Consider the following 16,901-nt stretch of genomic DNA (forward strand, 5'->3'; position numbering starts at 1 on the left):
GCGCATCCATGGCGCGTAAGAAGTCAGCCCAGGGAACTCCGGCAACAGCGGCATTGACTGCGGCCGGGGTTCCCTTTGTGCAGCACCCCTACGTCCACGATCCGTCCGCCGCGAGCTACGGCGCCGAGGCTGCGGAGGCCTTGGGCATCGATCCGTCCCGCGTCTTCAAGACGTTGATGGTGGACGTCGAGGGCAGGATCGCGGTGGGCATCGTCCCGGTGAGCGGGAGCCTGGACTTGAAGGCCATAGCCGCCGCCCTGGGCGCCAAAAAGGCTGCCATGGCCGATCCTGCCGCAGCCCAGCGGCGCACCGGATACGTCCTGGGCGGCATTTCACCGCTGGGCCAGCGCCAGCCCTCCCCCACCGTGCTGGATTCCAGCGCCCTGGCCCTGGACACCGTGCTGGTATCGGGAGGCAGGCGGGGCCTGGACATAGAGCTCGCTCCGGCTGACCTGGTCCGCCTGACAAACGCCATCGCGGCGCCCATCAGCTCGCTGGCGGCGGCAAAGTCCGGGCCATAGGCCGACTGGCGCGACTACTTGGAGCGGCCGGTGAAGTGGTCCATGGTCTGGTTGACTCCCAGCACGTCCATGAGCCGGTCAAAGAGGCCGACCGGAAGGATCCGGAGGACCGGAAGCAGGTTTACCAGGGGCGGCAGGACCAACTTCCTGCGGCCGGACTCGATGGCATCCAGGACTTTGGCAGCCACGTCCTCTTCCTGGAGGATCGGGAGGAGCATGGGCCAGCGGGTCTGGACCCCGTCGAACATCCCGGTGTCGATGTAATACGGGCACACCACCAGCGTGTTGATTCCGAGTTTGGCGGCACGCACCTCGGCGCGGAGTGACTCGTTGAAGCCGAATGCGGCGAACTTGCTGGCGGAGTAGTCGGTCTGCCGGGCGACCCCCACCAAGGCGGCAGCGCTGGCAACGGTGACCAAGGTTCCGTGTCGGCGGCTTGCCATCCCGCCAAGGAAGGCGCGGGTTACCCAATACAGGGCCATGACGTTGACGTTCATGGTCCGTTCGATGGCCTCATCCGTGGCATCGAGGAGCGGTTTGCCGCTGACCACCCCGGCGTTGTTGACCACGACGTCAATCGGCCCTGCCGCAGCTGCAGCGGCGACCACCGCTTTCCGGTCGGTGACGTCCACGGCCTGGGCCTCGGCTGACCCTCCTGCCGCCCTGATCTCGTCCCGCACCGCTGCACCGGCTTTTGCGTCCACGTCCCAGATGACCACCCGGCTTCCGCGCCGCGCCGCGCCGAGCGCCATGCGGCGGCCCAGCCCGCTTCCCCCTCCCGTGATCAACACTGTTGCACCGGAAAGTCGGGTTCCTTTGGCCATGTCAGTCCTCCTGGTGTTGGGTGGTGCGGGTTGTGGGTGGCACGGACAACGTCCTACCGGCTTCGGGGGAAGCGGCTCATCAGGGTGACGGCACCCTTCATGATCCGCGCATACGTCCGGTTGGACATGCCGGGTGCGGGCGCCACCCGGAGCAGCCGCTGCACGGCAATCGTCTGCGGCTCGGTGTACTTCAGAATTCCTTCCCGGCCGTGGCGGCGTCCGGCGCCGGAGTCCTTCATCCCGCCGATCGGCGCATCATGGGAAGCCCACGTGGCTGCGTAGCCTTCATTGACGTTGACGGTGCCCGTCAAAAGCCGGCGGGCCACCTCTTCCCCGTGGTGGGCCGACCAGACGCTGCCGTTCAACCCAAAGTCGGAATCATTGGCCATTGCCACGGCGTCGTCGTCGTCCGCCGCCCGGTAGACGGCAACAACGGGCCCAAACGTCTCCTCGCGGGCCAGCAGCATGTCCGGGGTGACTCCTGCCAGGACGGTGGGTTCATAGAACAATGGCCCCAGGTCCGGCCTCCGCCGTCCGCCGGTGAGAATTTGCGCCCCTTTGGCAACGGCGTCCTGGACATGGCGGTCCACCCGCTCCACCTGAGCAGCGCTGATGAGTGAGCCCATGCCGATGTCCCAATTGGGTCCGGGGCCCATTCGGATCGCCTTCACCTGGGCCGTGAAGGCTGCCAGGAAGCTGTCATAAACGTCAGCGTGGACGTAGATCCGTTCAATGCTCACGCACAGCTGGCCGGAGTTCGAGAAACACGCGTGCACCGCGCCACTGGCGGCTTTGGCCACATCCGCATCGGCCAGCACCAGCATCGGATTCTTGCCGCCAAGTTCGGCGGAAAAGCCGATCAGTCGCTCGGCGCATTGCCTGGCCACGGTCTTGCCGGTCTGGGAGGATCCGGTGAACATCAGGAAGTCCACGCGCGCGATCAAGGCAGGGCCGATTTCTGTGCCGGGCCCGGTGACGATCTGGAACAGGTCCGCGGGCAGGCCGGCCTCCCGGAGCAGTTTGAGCATCAGCAGGGCCGTGAAGGGTGTCTGGGAATCCGGCTTCAGCACGATCCCGTTTCCGGCCAAAAGGGCTGGCAGGGCGTCGGAGACCGCGAGGGTCAGTGGATAGTTCCAGGGGCTGATGACCCCCACCACTCCCTTGGGAACGCGGTATTCGGTGGTGCGGGTCAGGACGGGGGCGGCGCCCTTCCGGCGGCGCGGCCCCAGGTACCGTTCGGCGGTGCGCTCGTAATAGTTTGCCGTCAGCACAACGTCCGCGAACTCCTCGAAGGCACTCAGCCGGGCCTTGCCACTTTCTGCCTGCACCAGGTCCAGGATGTCCTGTTCCCGGTCCAGCAGCAGTTCGCGGAAGCGGCGGATCACGGCCCGGCGTTCGGCAACCGGGAGCGCCGCCCAACGCTGCTGGGCCACGCGTGCGAGGTCAACCGCGGCATCGACGTCGTCCGTGGTGCATACCGGCACTTCGCCCACCATCGTGCCGTCGAAGGGGGCGCAGGAAGCCTGCGGTGGCCTGCCTGCCGGTGCCGCCACCAGCTGGGAAAGATCCGCGGCCAGGAGCCGTCCCCGGTCAACCAGCACCCCGGTCCCCTGTTGTTTCGCCATGTCATGCCCCCGTTGCAGTTGGTTGGGCCGCTCCCGGACCGGGCCTGGAGCCGGGATTGAGGCGTGGTGCAAGCTGTTGCCGGAGCCAGGCCTTCACCAGCCGCTCCCAGCGCTCCGGGTCCACGTTCCATTCCTTGGTGTGCCGCGCGTGGTTGAACGTTTCGAACGTCACCATCTCCGGGTTCCGTTCAGCCAGCAGGGCGGAGGGTCCGTACGGTACGTACTCGTCGTCAACGCTGTGGATGATGAGGGTGGGCGTCCGCAGCTCGACGGCCCGGGACACCCAGTCCATGACTTTGAGGTCCACTGGGGCGGACAGGCCGGTGAGCCTGCGTCCCAGCGGATGGCCCAGCATCAGCTGCCCGTACCTACCCACCAGGGAAGGGATCCGGTTCAGCTGTGCATGGTGGGCCAGGACCGTGACCCAGTCGATGACCGGGGCGTCGAGCACCATGGCCCTAATCAAGTGCCGATAGCGGGAGAGGTCTGCGGTCTGCAGGCAGATGGCTCCTCCCATGGACCAGCCGAACAGGACTACTTCCTCGGCGCCATGGGCCAGCGCGTACTCGATGGCAGCTTCGATGTCCTGCCACTCCGTGGAGCCCAGCCCGTACCGTCCATCGTCGGCCGAGGGGGCCAGTCCGTCGTTCCGGTAGGACACCAGCAGGCTGGTCAGTCCAAGTTCCAGGGCCGGGCCCACCGCCCGGAGGGCCTCCTGCCGGGTGGCGCCGCGGCCGTGCACCATGATGGCCCAGGTGCGGGCCGTTCCCTTGGCGCGCACCAGCCAGGCGGGCGCTTCTCCCCGCTCCACCGGAATCAGCACATCCTCGGCAGGAATCCCGACGGCGGCCGGCTCCGGGTAGGTGGCACCGCTCCACCACCCCCAGCGGGCAGTCGACAGGTCCCCGCTGTAGACGGCTTCGACCTCGCGCAGGACCGTCCGTTCCGCCGGTGAGTAGGAAATGATGCGGCCGATGCGGGCGTGGCCCTTGCCGCCATCGAAAAAGAACCCGTAGACCCCATCCACGGTGGTGTCATCGTCCGCAGCCAGGATCACCTGCTGCTTCTGCCCGTCCCGGAGCACGGCCAGCACTTCCTTGTCTGCCGTACGTTGCCGGGCCGGCGTGATCACGCGGCGGGCAAAGTAGACGGCGAGCGCAGAGGACCCTGCGCCCAGCAGGCTTGCCACCGAGCCGCCGGCAATCGCCCCGCCGATGGCCCACTTTGCCCCGGGCGATATCCCGCCGGAGTCCGGGGTGGGTGCAGTCATTGCAGGGCGCGCTCGCCGGAAAGGTGCCATGGGACTATTCTTACCGGCGCTTCCGTCGATACCCGCATTCCGGGACGGGACCGGCACGTCGCCCTACGGTGTGCCGGCCGCACGGTAGTGCGGTGCAGGCGTCCCCGGGCGGCGCTAGGCTAAGGCCATGAGTGATCCCATCGTCATCCTGACCGAAGAACCACTGGGTGCGGAAGACCGCCTGAACATTGAACGGCTGGTGGATGGCGGGGACAGCCGCCTGCTGGTCCTGGTGCCGGCAAATACCGAACGGCACCTGCTGGTGGACTTCCTCGAAAACCTGTCCCTGCTGGAGGTTGCCAAGGCATTCCGCGAGCTTGCGGCACGGAACCCGGATGCCGCCGTCGAACGGGCCCATGCGGATGAGACCCTTGCGGCCTCGCTCGCGGCCCTGGAGGGGCTGGGTTCCGGAGTGGCCGGCCAGGTGGTGGACGGCAAGGCCGTGGACAGCCTGGTGGCAAAGGTCCGCGAAACCGGGGCGTCCCAGGCCGTGGTGATCACCAGGCCGCATGCCGTGGCCGATACCTTCCACACGGACTGGGCCAACAAGGCGCAGGACCAGCTGGGCGTGCCTGTGCTCCATTTGTACGCCGGCTCGGGATTTATCGGCGACTCCTGAGCGTTGGGAATGCTATGAGCATCTTTGGAAACAGCATCTTCGGTAACAAGGCAACTGACATGGTTGGTGGCGGCCAGGAAAACACCGCTCCGTCAAACACGGTGCAGAAAACCGACGCCCAGTGGCGCGAGGAGCTGACCCCGGAGGAATACCACGTCCTCCGTCAGGCCGGAACCGAACGGCCTTACACCGGCGAGTACTGGGACAGCCACACCGAAGGCGTCTACCAGTGCCGGGCCTGTGGCGCCCAACTGTTCACCAGCAATGAGAAGTTCGACTCCCACTGCGGCTGGCCCTCGTTCTGGGCGCCGCTGGCCGAGGGGAACGTCCGCTACATCCACGACCGGACCCTGGGCATGGACCGGATCGAAGTGCGGTGTGCTTCCTGCGACTCCCACCTGGGACATGTCTTCGAGGGCGAGGGCTACGGCACTCCCACCGACCAGCGCTACTGCATCAACTCCGTCTCCCTCCGGCTGGTGGGCAAGGATGACGCCGAAGTCGGGCCCCAGGGCTAGGCACTCCGTGTAGGGCCAAGCGCCTGACGCCGGCGGGCACGTCCCAGCCCCCGCGCTGTTCCCACAGCCGGGGGCTGGTCTCGTTCCAGTCCAGCAGCCGTCGAGGCTAAATCTTTCTTATTCAAGTCGCCTTTAGGCATAAGTCCTTCTGGTTGCTTGTTACGCTCGCCAAAGAGACGCAAGCATCCAGAAAGGCAGCCGACGATGACAGAGACCCTGACCACCGCATTAAGCGGCATTTCCGCACAGAACCAGGACTGGCTCCGGCTGAAGACGGCCGCCACCGCGCTGCAGGCGCTCCAGGTCAAGGATGGGTCCGTGCCGGAGCCTGCCGACCATTTGGAAGCAGCCGGGCACGTGGAAGCCATCGTGGCGGCGATCAGGGCCCTGGCCCCCGCCTTCCCGCACGACGCCGCTTACCTCGACGCTGCCTGCGCAGACTTCGAAGCATGGGCCGCCGGTGGGTTCGCGGTTCCGGACTTCCTGTCCTCCCTGCTGGCGTTCCAGCCCCAGGAGCTGCGCCATGACGGCCTGCAGCACCTGGTGGTCTTCCCCATGTACACCCAGAACGGCAGCAGCAACCGGCTGGTGGAGGCCGTGCTGGTCGAGGTGATCTGGCCCGAGTTCATTGCCGGGCTTGAGGCGGGCGAATACTCCAACAAGCTGTTCGTCCCCATCCGCTTCGTCGACTTCACCCCGGGCTACGACACCAACTCCGCCGTCCTCTTCCCCGAGACGGTGGCGGTCGGCCGGACCCCCACCTTCACCTGGGGTGCCATCTTCGCCGACCGCGAGGCCGCGCGGTTCCGCCGCGTCCTTAAGGCGGCCGCGGAAATTACCTCCCTGGAGCTGCCGGAGGGCGCCGCGGAGCTGCTCGCCGACCAGGAACTCACCGAGGCCACGTTCGTGATGTGGGACCTGATCCACGACCGGACCCACATGCGCGGCGACCTGCCGTTCGATCCCTTCATGATCAAGCAGCGGATGCCCTACTTCCTGTACTCGCTGGAGGAACTGCGCTGTGACCTCACGGCCTTCCGCGAGTCGGTCCGGATTGAAAAGGACGACGACGCCGATCCCGAAGCGCGGCGGCACGCCAAGCTGGTGCAGTACGCCATCATCTTCGACCGCATCTTCCGCTTCGCCATCACCGGCAGCCGGGTCCGCAACTACGACGGCCTGGGCGGCCAGCTCCTGTTCGCCTGGCTGCACCAGCAGCACGTGCTGCACTGGACGGACACACGGCTTACCATCGACTGGGATGAGGTGGCGGACGCCGTCATCGCATTGGGAGCCAGCATTGACGAGCTGTACTGGCGCTCCATCGACCGGCCCAAGACCGCCCACTGGCTGGCGGCCTACCAGCTGGTGTCCGCCACCGTCACCCCCAACCCGGCCTCCGTATGGGCCAAGGGCCCTGACGCGCTGCCGCTGGCGGGGACACCCCGAGGCCTCACGGACCAGGTCCTGGACGACGAATTCCCGCTGTCCATGTTCTACGAGGCACTGGAGAAGAAAATGCGCCCGGTTATTGAATCCACCGCCGGCATCACCGGCCGCTCCGCGCTGTGACCAGTACAGCCACAGGCTCGGTGACTGGTTCCGCGCCGGTCCGCGTCCTGGTTACCGGAGGCAGCGGCGCCTCGGGGATCGCCGTCGCCGGCGCCCTCGCCTCCGCGGGGCACCGCGTGGCCACCGTGGGATCAGACCAGGCCAGGATCGCGGACGCGGCGGAGAAAGCGGGCGACGGCGTCACCCCCTTCACGTGCGACCTGGCGGTTTTGGCCGAAGTCCGGAAGCTGCGCGACGAGATTGCCGCGGCCTTCGGGTCCGTGGACGCCGTGATCCACCTGGTGGGCGGCTGGCGTGGCGCCAAGGGGATCGCCGACCAGTCGGACGACGACTGGGACTTCCTGGAACGCGGCGCCATCACCACGCTGCGGAACGTATCGCGTGTCTTCTTCGACGACATTGCCGCGTCCGCCTCCGGACGGTTTGCGATGGTCTCCTCCACCGCGCTGGACAAGCCCACCGCGGCAGTCGCCAGTTATGTGGCGGCAAAGGCTGCGGCTGAAGCGTGGACCATGGCCATGGCGGACGGCTTTCGCCGGGCATCGGAGGCCGGCGGCGGCAAGGCTGCCGCCACGGTTTTGGTGGTCAAGGCGCTGGTGGACGACGAGCTCCGCCGCGCCCACCCGGAGCGGAAGTTTCCCGGGGCGACGGACGTCGCCGACCTTGCTGCCGCCGTCGTACGGCTTTTCGGCACTCCGTCCACCGAACTCAACGGTGCCCGGCTCAGGCTGGCCGACTGACGGCCGTGACTGTCCCTAAACTGAAAGCGTGAGCAACCCTATGACGACAACAGCAGAAACCGGCGCGGCACTGCGGCTGCACGATCCGAACGTGCGCGGCTTCGCCTCGGACAACTATTCCGGCGTCCACCCCGAGGTCCTGGCAGCGCTGGCCGCGGCCAACGAAGGGCATCAGGTCTCCTACGGCGAAGACGACTACACCGCCCGGCTGCAGGAGCTGATGGTTGAGCACTTCGGCCCCGGCATCGAATGCTTCCCAGTGTTCAACGGCACCGGCGCCAACGTCCTGTCCCTGCAGTCCCTCCTCCCCCGCTGGGGTGCGGTGGTCTGCGCCTCCACCGCCCACATCAACATGGACGAGAACGGGGCTCCGGAACGCATCGGCGGCCTCAAGCTCCTGCACGTTCCCACCCCGGACGGCAAGCTGACCCCCGAACTGATCGACCGTGAGGCCTGGGGCTGGGGTGATGAACACCGCGCCCAGCCGCTGGCCGTGTCCATCACCCAGACCACTGAACTGGGCACCTGCTACACGCCCGAAGAAGTGCGCGCCATTGCCGACCATGCGCACGCCAAGGGCATGAAGCTGCACATGGACGGCGCCCGGCTGGCCAACGCGGCCGCCCACCTGGGCGTACCCCTTCGCGCCTTCACCCGGGATGCCGGGGTGGACATCCTGTCCTTCGGCGGCACCAAGAACGGACTGCTCTTCGGCGAAGTAGTGGTGGCACTGAACCCGGAGGCAGCCCACGGCCTGCTCTACCTGCGCAAGATGGACATGCAGCTCGCCTCCAAGATGCGCTTCATGTCTGCCCAGTTCATCGCCCTGCTGGAAGGCGACCTCTGGCTGCGTTCGGCCTCGCACGCCAACGACATGGCTGCCCGGCTCCGCGCTGCCGTCGACACGATCGACGGCGTGCGGCCCACCCAGAAGACCGAATCCAATGGCGTCTTCGCCATCCTGCCTCCCGGCGTGGCGGACAGGCTGCGCAACTCCTTCCGGTTCTACGACTGGGACGAAGCCACAGGGGAAGTCCGATGGATGTGTTCCTTTGACACCACGGAGGAAGATGTTGATGCCTTTGCCGCCGCGATCCGCCATGAGCTCCGGGACTATCGGGACACGCAGGCCGGCTGACCGCCCCCTGACGGCGAGCCTTCCTGCCCCGCCCGGTCCCACACCGTAATCTGCCAAGGTGAACGCACTTGACCAGGTTCCCCCGGATTTTCTCCATGCCTTGGGAACCCTCAGGAAAGCCCGCTGCCGCAAGGAACTGCGGCTCGCGGAAATCCCTGCCCCTGCGCGCCTGGCACCCTTCGCCGTCGCGCTGGGCGCCGAAGTGATGGTGCCCGGCGCCGGTGCGCCTTCAACCCCTATGCACGGGCCGGCGGCACTGGCATTTGCCGCCGCCTCCGGAACGGCGGGTCCGGCGGCGGATGAGGATGAAACCGAGCTTGCCACAGGGCGCTTCATCCTGCTGCACGACCCGGAGGGCTCGGCCGTGTGGGACGGGGAATTCCGCATCGTCACCTATATCCGGGCCGAGCTGGAACCGGAGATGGGCAACGACCAGATGCTGGGAACCGTGGCGTGGACCTGGCTGGTGGAGGCGCTGGAGAACCACAAGGCCGGCTACCGGGCAGCGGGCGGCACCGCCACCCGGGTCCTCTCCGAGAGCTTCGGCACCTTGGCGGAGCGCCCGGGATCGATCGACATCGAACTTCGGGCCTCCTGGACACCCGATTCCTCCGATGTCCAGGCCCATCTCGAGGCCTGGTCCGACATGGTGTGCACCTTCGCCGGCCTCCCGCCGCTGCCCGACGGCGTCACCGCACTCCCGCCCCGGCGCCGAAGCCAACAGAACGGTTATGGAACAGCCCGGTAAACTGGGGGCATCATGACCCTAAACACTCCGGAAAACACCACAGCCGGCGTCCCGGCTGCTGCTGCCGCACCCCACATCACCGTGGAGGGCTTTGACAGCCCCATCCCCGAAATCATTGACCTTGACGCTCCACGCGAAGGTGTCCCGCTGGTCATCGAAACGCAGTCCGGCCTGGAGCGCTGCGCAGCCGCCCTTGCTGCAGGGACCGGACCCGCGGGTGTGGACGCCGAGCGCGCTTCCGGCTTCCGCTACGGGCAACGCGCCTTCCTGGTGCAGATCCGGCGCGAGGGCGCCGGTACGTGGCTGATCGATCCGGAGCCGTTCGGGAACCTGGAGATCATCAACGACGCCCTGCGCGGTGTCGAGTGGATCCTGCATGCTGCCAGCCAGGACCTGCCCTGCCTGTCGGAGCTGGGCATGTGGCCGGACAAGCTCTTCGACACCGAACTCGCCGCGCGGCTCGCGGGCCTGCCCCGGGTGGGCCTGGCCGCGGTCATCGAGCAGCTGCTGGGGTTCGGGCTGGCCAAGGAGCACTCCGCGGCCGACTGGTCCACCCGCCCGCTGCCCGAACCATGGCTGCGCTACGCCGCACTTGACGTCGAAGTCCTGGCCGAGCTGCGCGAAGAACTCATCGAACTGCTGCAGGCCAACGGGAAGCTGGAGTACGCCGAGCAGGAATTCGCAGCCATCCTGGCGGCAGGCATCGCTCCCCCGCGCGTGGACCCATGGCGCAAGACCTCCGGCCTGCACCAGATCCGGGACCGCCGCCAGCTCGCCGCGGTACGTGAGCTCTGGCTGGAACGCGACTCACTGGCGCAAAAACGCGACGTGGCGCCCGGCAGACTGCTTCCCGATTCCGCCCTTGTTGCAGCGGCGAAGGCCATGCCCGCCACCGTCCCGCAATTACTCACCACCAAGGGGTTCCACGGCCGCGCCGCGCAGCGCGAAGCCCCCCGCTGGCTGCGCTGCATCTCTGCGGCCCGCGCCTTGGAGGAACTGCCGCCGCTGCACTTGGCCACCAACGCTCCGCCGCCGCCCCGGGTCTGGGCCGACCGCGACCCGGAAGCCGCCGCCCGCCTGGCCACGGCGCGGCCCCTGCTGCAGGCAAAGGCCGAGGAACTGGACCTGCCGCTGGAAAACCTCTTGACGCCGGACTACCTCCGGCGGGTGGCGTGGCGGCCGCCCGCGGAGGTCACGGAGGAGTCGATCTCCGCCGAACTGCTGGAACTCGGCGCCCGGAAGTGGCAGGTGGAACTCACCGCTCCCCTGATCGCCGGTGCCTTCCTGAACCCCCAGCCGCTGCCGCCCAAGGAGTCCAAGGCGCCCGCAGCAGCGGCTGGCCAGTAACGCGCACGATTCCAGCCCTTGCAGGCTAAGTTACTCACGAGTAACATCGAGGTGACCCACGTCAGGCTGCTGCCCTCCGGCATGCACCGGCGCGTTACGTCTCGATGAGGAGTTACACGTGAGCCAGCACGGAAGCGGCGCATCCCAGCGCACTGTCCGCGACGTCGTCTTTGTGGACGGCATCCGCACACCCTTCGGCAGGGCCGGCGAGAAAGGAATCTACGCCGGAACCCGGGCCGACGACCTGATCGTGAAATGCATCCGCGGCCTGCTGCGCCGCAATCCTTCCCTTCCGCCGGAGCGGATTGACGAGGTGGCCATTGCCGCCACCACCCAGACCGGCGACCAGGGCCTCACCCTGGGCCGGACCGCCGCCCTGCTGGCAGGCCTTCCGCGCACCGTCCCCGGCTTCGCCATCGACCGTATGTGCGCCGGTGCCATGACGGCTGTCACGACGACGGCGGGCGGCATCGGTTTCGGCGCCTACGACGTTGTGATTGCCGGCGGCGTGGAGCACATGGGCCACCATCCAATGGGCTCCGGGGCGGACCCCAACCCGCGGTTCATGTCCGAACGCCTGGTGGACCCGGCCGCGCTGAACATGGGCAACACCGCAGAAAACCTGCACGACCGCTTCCCCGCCATCACCAAGCAGCGCACGGACGCGTATGCGGTGGCGTCCCAGGACAAGCTGGCAGCCGCATACCAGGAGGGGCAGATCCAGCCGGACCTGGTGCCCGTCGCTGCCCGCAAGCCCGGCGAGGGCTGGACCGTCCACAGCAAGGATGAGCCGCCGCGGCCCGGCACCACCACGGCCGACCTTGCCGGCCTGCGCACGCCGTTCCGCGCCCACGGCCGGGTCACGGCCGGTAACGCGGCCGGCCTTAACGACGGCGCCACCGCAGCCGTCCTGGCGTCCTCCGACGCCGCCGCGGAACTGGGCTTGCCGGTGAAGATGCGGCTGGTCAGCTACGCCTACGCCGGCGTGGAGCCGGAGGTCATGGGCATCGGTCCCGTTCCGGCCACCGAGAAGGCGCTGCAGAACGCCGGGCTGACCATCGACGACATCGGCCTGTTCGAAATCAACGAGGCGTTCGCCGTACAGGTCCTAAGCTTCCTGGACCACTACGGCATTGCCGACGACGACCCCCGGGTCAACCGGTACGGCGGCGCCATCGCGGTGGGCCACCCGCTCGCCTCCTCCGGTGTCCGGCTGATGATCCAGCTGGCCCGCCAGTTCGAGGAAGACCCGTCGGTGCGCTACGGGATTACCACCATGTGCGTGGGCCTGGGCATGGGCGGCACCGTGATCTGGGAAAACCCGCACCACCCCGACTACAGTGGAACCCCCTCCGGCGGGACCGCCGCTACCGTTTCCGAAGGAGCCCTGGCATGAGCGCCGCAGATTTCCGCAAGTTGGCCGACCTTTTCCCCAACGAAACCGTGACCCACTCCTACGTGCAGGACATCGTCCTCCCGGGCACCGCGGGGAAGCCAAGCACCGGCATCTTTGCCTTGGTCACGTTGGACAACGACATGGACCACACCAAGCCCACAACCCTGGGCCCCAACACCCTGGTGGAGCTGGGCACCGTGCTGGAAGGCCTGCGGGACAGGGCAGCGCGCGGCGAAATCGTCGGCGTCGGCGTGACCGGCAAGCCGCACTACCTGGTGGCCGGGGCGGATCTTTCCGCCGTGAAGTCCCTGGAGCAGCGCGAGCACGGGCTGTGGATGGCACAGCTGGGCCACGACGTCTACGCCACGCTGGCAAACTTGGGCGTCCCCAGCTTCGCCTTCATTAACGGTGCCGCCCTGGGCGGCGGCCTGGAGATCGCGCTTCAGTCCACCTACCGGACGGTGTCCACCGGCGCGGGCGCCCTGGCCCTGCCCGAAGGATTCCTGGGCCTGGTGCCCGGCTGGGGCGGCGTCTACATCCTCCCCCGCCTGGTGGGCCCGGAAAACGCGGTCAAGGTGATGATCGAAAACCCGCTCAGCAACAACCGCACCCTTTCCGGCACGCAGGCCTTCAAGCTGGGCATTGCCGATGCCCTCTTCGAACCCGCCGACTTCCTGGAACAGTCGCTGGCCTGGGCAGCCGGCGTCATCTCCGGCGAGGTGGTCCCGGAGCGGCCCAACGCCGTCGACCCCTCTTCCCCGGACGCTGAGGCCCGCTGGACCGCGGCAGTTCAAGCCGGCCGGAAGTTCGTCGAGGGCAAGACCTCCAACGCCTCCCCAGCCCCGGCCAAGGTGCTGGAACTCCTCGAGGCCAACCGGACCATGACCGCAGCGGAATCTGCGGTGCTGGAATGCGAAACCCTGGCAGAGCTCATGCAGACCGACGAGTTCCGCTCCACGGTCTACGCCTTCCTGGACCTGGTGCAGAAGCGTGCCAAGCGCCCGGCAGGGGCCCCCGACCGCAAACTGGCCCGCCCCGTCACCAAGGTGGGCGTGGTGGGCGCCGGCCTGATGGCCGGCCAGTTGGCATTGGTCTTTGCCCGCCAGCTGAAGGTGCCGGTGGTCCTGACCGACATCGACCAGGCACGCGTGGACAAGGGCGTGGCGTACGTCCACGCCGAGGTGGACAAGTTGCTGGGCAAGAAGCGCATCAGCCAGGACGCAGCCAACCGCACCAAGGCCCTGGTGACGGGATCGGTTTCCAAGGAAGTGTTCGCGGACGCCGACTTCGTGATCGAGGCCGTTTTTGAGGAACTCCACATCAAAAAGCAGGTGTTCGCCGAGCTGGAAGGGATCGTGTCGCCGGAGTGCATCCTGGCTACCAACACGTCCTCCCTGTCGGTGACTGCGATGGCCGCCGACCTGCAGCACCCCGAGCGGCTGGTGGGTTTCCACTTCTTCAACCCCGTGGCCGTCATGCCGCTGCTGGAGATCGTCCGGGCCCCGCGGACCGATGACGCCGTACTGGCCACGGCCTTCGAGCTGGCCAAGGCCCTGAAGAAGACCGGCGTACTGGTCAAGGACGCCGCCGCTTTCGTGGTCAACCGCATCCTGCTCCGGCTCATGGGCGAGGTGACGGCCGCGTTTGATGAAGGCACCCCGGCAGAGGTGGCAGACTCGGCGCTGCGTCCCATGGGCCTGCCCATGACGCCTTTCACGCTGCTGGCCATGGTTGGCCTGCCGGTGGCACAGCACGTCCAGGAATCGCTGCATGCCGCCTTCGGGGAGCGGTTCCCAGTGTCCGACAACCTGAAGAAGCTCATCGACAACAACGTCAAGGCGTTGTGGGAGACCACACCGGACGGCTCGCGGGCCATCCCGGCCTCCACCCTGGAACTGATGTCCTTCGGTACCAGCCCCTCCACCGGAGAGCAGGTGCTGCGCCGCGTCCAGGATGCCCTGGCCGAGGAAATCGGCCTGATGCTGGACGAGGGCGTCGTGGCAGGGCCCGAGGATATCGACCTCTGCATGATCCTGGGTGCAGGCTGGCCGATGTTCCTGGGCGGCATCACGCCGTACCTGGACCGCGTGGGCGCCTCGGAACGGGTCAACGGCAAGCGCTTCCTGGCCCCCGGCGTCGCCTCACCGGCACAAGGCTAGGCAGCCACGTGCCGTCTGGCCCCACAAGGCCAGGCGGCACGTGCGGTCAGGCCGGTACCAGCCGGCCGCCGTCGAGCGCCAGAATGCGGTGCGCCGCCGAGCGTGCGTAGCCCAGGTCATGGGTGACCAGCACGACGCCGCCGCCCTCCGCCGCTGCCCACCGTACGGCGGCGTCAAGCATGGCCAGCCCGTCCCCGTCCAGTGCCACGGTGGGCTCATCCAAGGCCATGACGGCGGGCTTGCGGGCCAGGACGGTGGCCAGCGCCAGGAGGCGCTGGGCGGATGCCGGCAGCTCGGCGGGATGGTCTTCAGCCGCCGCGGCCAGGCCCACCTTCCGCAGGGCCTCTGCAGCGCGGTCCTTTGCCGCTGCCGGGCCCACCAGGCGGTCCAGCCCAAAGCTGACCTCGCGGAGAACGGTCCGCTCAAACAACTGATCACGCGGCTGCTGGAACAGCAGGCCCACCGAGGCCGCGGTCCTCCCCACCGGCGCTCCGGCGATGTCAACGCCGCCGACCGCCACGCTGCCCGATGACGGACGCAGCAGGCCATTGAAGTGCCGCAGGAGGGTTGATTTCCCGGCACCGTTGGGGCCGGTCACGGCCACGATCTCACCTTGATGGACTGTCAGGTCGACGTCGCGCAGGACCAAGGCGGGGTGGTTCGGCTGGCCTGCCTGGGCAGATTTCCTCTTTCGCTTGCCCCGGGCTGGTGCTTCCCGGTACCCGAAGGAAATATTCCGGAGCTGGAGCGCAGGCGGCCCTGGCTCTATTCCGGCGGCCTGCGGCAGGGCGCGCGCTGCAGCCTGCGTGGCATCGCGGCGCCGGATCGCTGCCGGGAGCGCCCCCGAACTGCTCTCCAAGCCGGCAGGCGGGCCGCTGGCGGTGACTGTGCCGTCCGACAGCACCACCCAGGTGCCGGCTTCCGTGAGCAGGGGATCAACCGTCTGGCTGAGGACCACGACGGCGGTGCCGCCGTCCAGGAGGTCGCGCACCAGGGCGGCAAGCTCCGCCGTCCCTGCCGCATCCAGGGAGGCGAAGGGCTCATCCATGACCAGCACCGGGGGGCCTGCGATGATCGCGCAGCCAATGGCCAGGCGGCGGAGCTGGCCACCGGAGAGCCGCGCCGGGTCCTGGCCCAGCTTGCTGCGCAGTCCCAGCAGCCCGGCGGTGCGCTCCACCGCCGCCACCATGGCTCCGCGCTCCATCCCGGCATTTTCCAACCCGAACGCCAGCTCCTCGGCCACCGTCGCACGGACGGTGGACAGGACGGTGGTGGGGTCCTGCGGGACGAAGCCCACCTGGCGGCCCCACTCCGCCGGGTTGATCCGCGGGTCCCCCGGGCCGCCGTCGAACTCCAACCGGGTGCCGGACAGCTCGAGGAAACCTGACAGGGCACCGTGGCCGCCCGGTGGCAGCCACCCCGCCAGGAGGCGGCCCAGGGTGGATTTGCCGCTTCCGGACGCGCCCAGGATGGCTGTGAAGGACCCGGCCGGAAAGGAAACAGCCACGTCCCGCAGCGCAGGGACGTGCCCGTCGTGGAACGTGAAATGCCGGATCCCGGCAGCCAGCACGGCCGCGGGGGCATTACTGTCACTGCCAGTATTGCCTTTGTTCTGTGGGCCGCTCGTGACCATGCGCTCAGCCACCCGCGCCTGCCTGCACCAGACGGAGCACCACCGCTGCCACGGCCAGCAGCACCAGGACCGCGCGCGCCGTCCGCTGCAGGCTGGAATCAGGAACCTCCCGGTAGCTGGTGCGCGGGCCGGGACTGCTCAGTCCGCGCGCCTCCAAAGCGGCCGCCCGGGTGCCGGCATCCTCGATAAGGGACAGGACCAGGGGGACGGCCTGCAGCCGGAACGCGCCAACCCGGGACACCAGGCTGCGGGTGACCACCAGGCCGCGTGATTCCTGGGCGTGCCGGATCCGTTGTGCCCGTGCTGCGATGGCGGGCAGCAGGGTCAGGGTGGACGCCAGCACGAATGCGAACCGGCCCTGCACGCCGCGCGCGGACAACACCGCCACCAGGTCAGGAACACTGATGCTGAAGGAGAACAGCGTCAGTGCCATGACGACGGCGGCCAACAGCAGGATCCGCTGGCCTGCGAACTCCAGGCCCTCGCCAGTGACACGGGCAGGTCCCCACTCCGCCAGGACAGTCCGGCCTTCAGGGAAGAACAGTCCGTGCAGCACCAGCAGTGACAACCCAAACGGGACCAGGACGGCGGCGGCAGCCGGCAGCACACGGCGGGCCGTGCCGGCTGCCAGCGACAGGCCAAGGCACGCGGCAACCACGGCGAGCGACAGCTGCCAGCTCGCGGCCGCCGTCGTGACGGCCGCCGTGCTGCCGGCAGCCGCCAGCCAGGTCAGGGGATTAAGCCGCGTCCGCCTGGTCACG

The 16,901-nt window shown here is 68.1% G+C and carries 15 protein-coding genes; 10 read left to right on the top strand and 5 right to left on the bottom strand.

The features are described from left to right. The first annotated feature begins 8 nt into the window (after nucleotides 1–8). A complete protein-coding gene (gene ybaK / locus FBY30_RS18870; protein WP_142134180.1) occupies nucleotides 9–521 on the top strand; it encodes a Cys-tRNA(Pro) deacylase in 513 nt (170 codons plus the stop codon). A gap of 14 nt (nucleotides 522–535) precedes the next feature. Here the strand turns inward: ybaK and FBY30_RS18875 are convergent, their stop codons facing one another. Genes FBY30_RS18875 through FBY30_RS18885 form a run of 3 tightly spaced genes read right to left on the bottom strand, consistent with a single transcriptional unit; the run spans nucleotide 536 to nucleotide 4,240 of the window. Continuing rightward, nucleotides 536–1,345, bottom strand: a complete 810-nt coding sequence (locus tag FBY30_RS18875; RefSeq protein ID WP_142134182.1) for an SDR family oxidoreductase — start codon at nucleotides 1,343–1,345, stop codon at nucleotides 536–538. 53 nt (nucleotides 1,346–1,398) lie between these two features. Further along, nucleotides 1,399–2,970, bottom strand: a complete 1,572-nt coding sequence (locus FBY30_RS18880) for a succinic semialdehyde dehydrogenase (protein WP_142134184.1) — start codon at nucleotides 2,968–2,970, stop codon at nucleotides 1,399–1,401. A gap of 1 nt (nucleotide 2,971) precedes the next feature. Further along, nucleotides 2,972–4,240, bottom strand: a complete 1,269-nt coding sequence (locus FBY30_RS18885) for an alpha/beta hydrolase family protein (RefSeq protein WP_142134186.1) — start codon at nucleotides 4,238–4,240, stop codon at nucleotides 2,972–2,974. A gap of 157 nt (nucleotides 4,241–4,397) precedes the next feature. Between FBY30_RS18885 and FBY30_RS18890 the strand changes: the two genes are divergently transcribed. From FBY30_RS18890 to FBY30_RS18930, 9 genes are all read left to right on the top strand, one after another. After that, nucleotides 4,398–4,889 carry a hypothetical protein gene (locus FBY30_RS18890; protein ID WP_142134189.1) on the top strand — a complete coding sequence of 164 codons (492 nt, stop codon included), beginning with the start codon at nucleotides 4,398–4,400 and terminating at the stop codon, nucleotides 4,887–4,889. Between the two features lie 59 nt (nucleotides 4,890–4,948). Then, nucleotides 4,949–5,407 (top strand): peptide-methionine (R)-S-oxide reductase MsrB, encoded by a 459-nt coding sequence (gene msrB / locus FBY30_RS18895; RefSeq protein WP_235009577.1) that lies wholly within the window; start codon nucleotides 4,949–4,951, stop codon nucleotides 5,405–5,407. A 204-nt stretch (nucleotides 5,408–5,611) separates the two neighbouring features. Next, nucleotides 5,612–6,979 carry a DUF6421 family protein gene (locus FBY30_RS18900; RefSeq protein WP_142134193.1) on the top strand — a complete coding sequence of 456 codons (1,368 nt, stop codon included), beginning with the start codon at nucleotides 5,612–5,614 and terminating at the stop codon, nucleotides 6,977–6,979. Beyond that, nucleotides 6,976–7,719 carry an SDR family oxidoreductase gene (locus FBY30_RS18905; RefSeq protein WP_235009506.1) on the top strand — a complete coding sequence of 248 codons (744 nt, stop codon included), beginning with the start codon at nucleotides 6,976–6,978 and terminating at the stop codon, nucleotides 7,717–7,719. The genes FBY30_RS18900 and FBY30_RS18905 overlap by 4 nt, the downstream gene beginning before the upstream one ends. 40 nt (nucleotides 7,720–7,759) lie before the next feature. After that, nucleotides 7,760–8,857: a threonine aldolase family protein gene (locus tag FBY30_RS18910; protein WP_142135448.1), complete on the top strand. Its 1,098-nt coding sequence runs from the start codon at nucleotides 7,760–7,762 to the stop codon at nucleotides 8,855–8,857. Nucleotides 8,858–8,915: 58 nt separating this feature from the next. Next, the gene (locus FBY30_RS18915; protein ID WP_142134194.1) at nucleotides 8,916–9,605 is read left to right on the top strand and encodes a DUF3000 domain-containing protein; all 690 of its coding nucleotides are present in this window, start codon (nucleotides 8,916–8,918) and stop codon (nucleotides 9,603–9,605) included. 12 nt (nucleotides 9,606–9,617) lie between these two features. After that, nucleotides 9,618–10,952, top strand: coding sequence for an HRDC domain-containing protein (locus tag FBY30_RS18920; RefSeq protein WP_142134196.1), 1,335 nt, complete (start codon nucleotides 9,618–9,620; stop codon nucleotides 10,950–10,952). A gap of 118 nt (nucleotides 10,953–11,070) precedes the next feature. Next, nucleotides 11,071–12,348 carry a thiolase family protein gene (locus FBY30_RS18925; RefSeq protein WP_142134198.1) on the top strand — a complete coding sequence of 426 codons (1,278 nt, stop codon included), beginning with the start codon at nucleotides 11,071–11,073 and terminating at the stop codon, nucleotides 12,346–12,348. After that, entirely contained in the window at nucleotides 12,345–14,507 is a 2,163-nt protein-coding gene (locus tag FBY30_RS18930) for a 3-hydroxyacyl-CoA dehydrogenase NAD-binding domain-containing protein (RefSeq protein ID WP_142134200.1), read from the top strand. Before FBY30_RS18925 ends, FBY30_RS18930 begins: the two co-directional genes overlap by 4 nt. A 46-nt stretch (nucleotides 14,508–14,553) precedes the next feature. Here the strand turns inward: FBY30_RS18930 and FBY30_RS18935 are convergent, their stop codons facing one another. Both FBY30_RS18935 and FBY30_RS18940 read right to left on the bottom strand, forming a co-directional pair. Next, a complete protein-coding gene (locus tag FBY30_RS18935; RefSeq protein ID WP_327437018.1) occupies nucleotides 14,554–16,152 on the bottom strand; it encodes an ABC transporter ATP-binding protein in 1,599 nt (532 codons plus the stop codon). Then, nucleotides 16,145–16,900 carry an energy-coupling factor transporter transmembrane component T family protein gene (locus tag FBY30_RS18940; protein ID WP_200830724.1) on the bottom strand — a complete coding sequence of 252 codons (756 nt, stop codon included), beginning with the start codon at nucleotides 16,898–16,900 and terminating at the stop codon, nucleotides 16,145–16,147. The genes FBY30_RS18935 and FBY30_RS18940 overlap by 8 nt, the downstream gene beginning before the upstream one ends. Nucleotide 16,901 lies beyond the last annotated feature (1 nt).

Origin of the sequence: Arthrobacter sp. SLBN-83 (assembly GCF_006715285.1) — a bacterium.
Classification (GTDB): Bacteria; Actinomycetota; Actinomycetes; order Actinomycetales; family Micrococcaceae; genus Arthrobacter.

Coding starts and splice junctions, on each gene's coding strand:
- ybaK (WP_142134180.1), top strand. CDS start 9: ATGGCGCGTAAGAAGTCAGCCCAGGGAACTCCGGCAACAGCGGCATTG.
- FBY30_RS18875 (WP_142134182.1), bottom strand. CDS start 1,345: ATGGCCAAAGGAACCCGACTTTCCGGTGCAACAGTGTTGATCACGGGA.
- FBY30_RS18880 (WP_142134184.1), bottom strand. CDS start 2,970: ATGGCGAAACAACAGGGGACCGGGGTGCTGGTTGACCGGGGACGGCTC.
- FBY30_RS18885 (WP_142134186.1), bottom strand. CDS start 4,240: ATGACTGCACCCACCCCGGACTCCGGCGGGATATCGCCCGGGGCAAAG.
- FBY30_RS18890 (WP_142134189.1), top strand. CDS start 4,398: ATGAGTGATCCCATCGTCATCCTGACCGAAGAACCACTGGGTGCGGAA.
- msrB (WP_235009577.1), top strand. CDS start 4,949: ATGGTTGGTGGCGGCCAGGAAAACACCGCTCCGTCAAACACGGTGCAG.
- FBY30_RS18900 (WP_142134193.1), top strand. CDS start 5,612: ATGACAGAGACCCTGACCACCGCATTAAGCGGCATTTCCGCACAGAAC.
- FBY30_RS18910 (WP_142135448.1), top strand. CDS start 7,760: ATGACGACAACAGCAGAAACCGGCGCGGCACTGCGGCTGCACGATCCG.
- FBY30_RS18920 (WP_142134196.1), top strand. CDS start 9,618: ATGACCCTAAACACTCCGGAAAACACCACAGCCGGCGTCCCGGCTGCT.
- FBY30_RS18930 (WP_142134200.1), top strand. CDS start 12,345: ATGAGCGCCGCAGATTTCCGCAAGTTGGCCGACCTTTTCCCCAACGAA.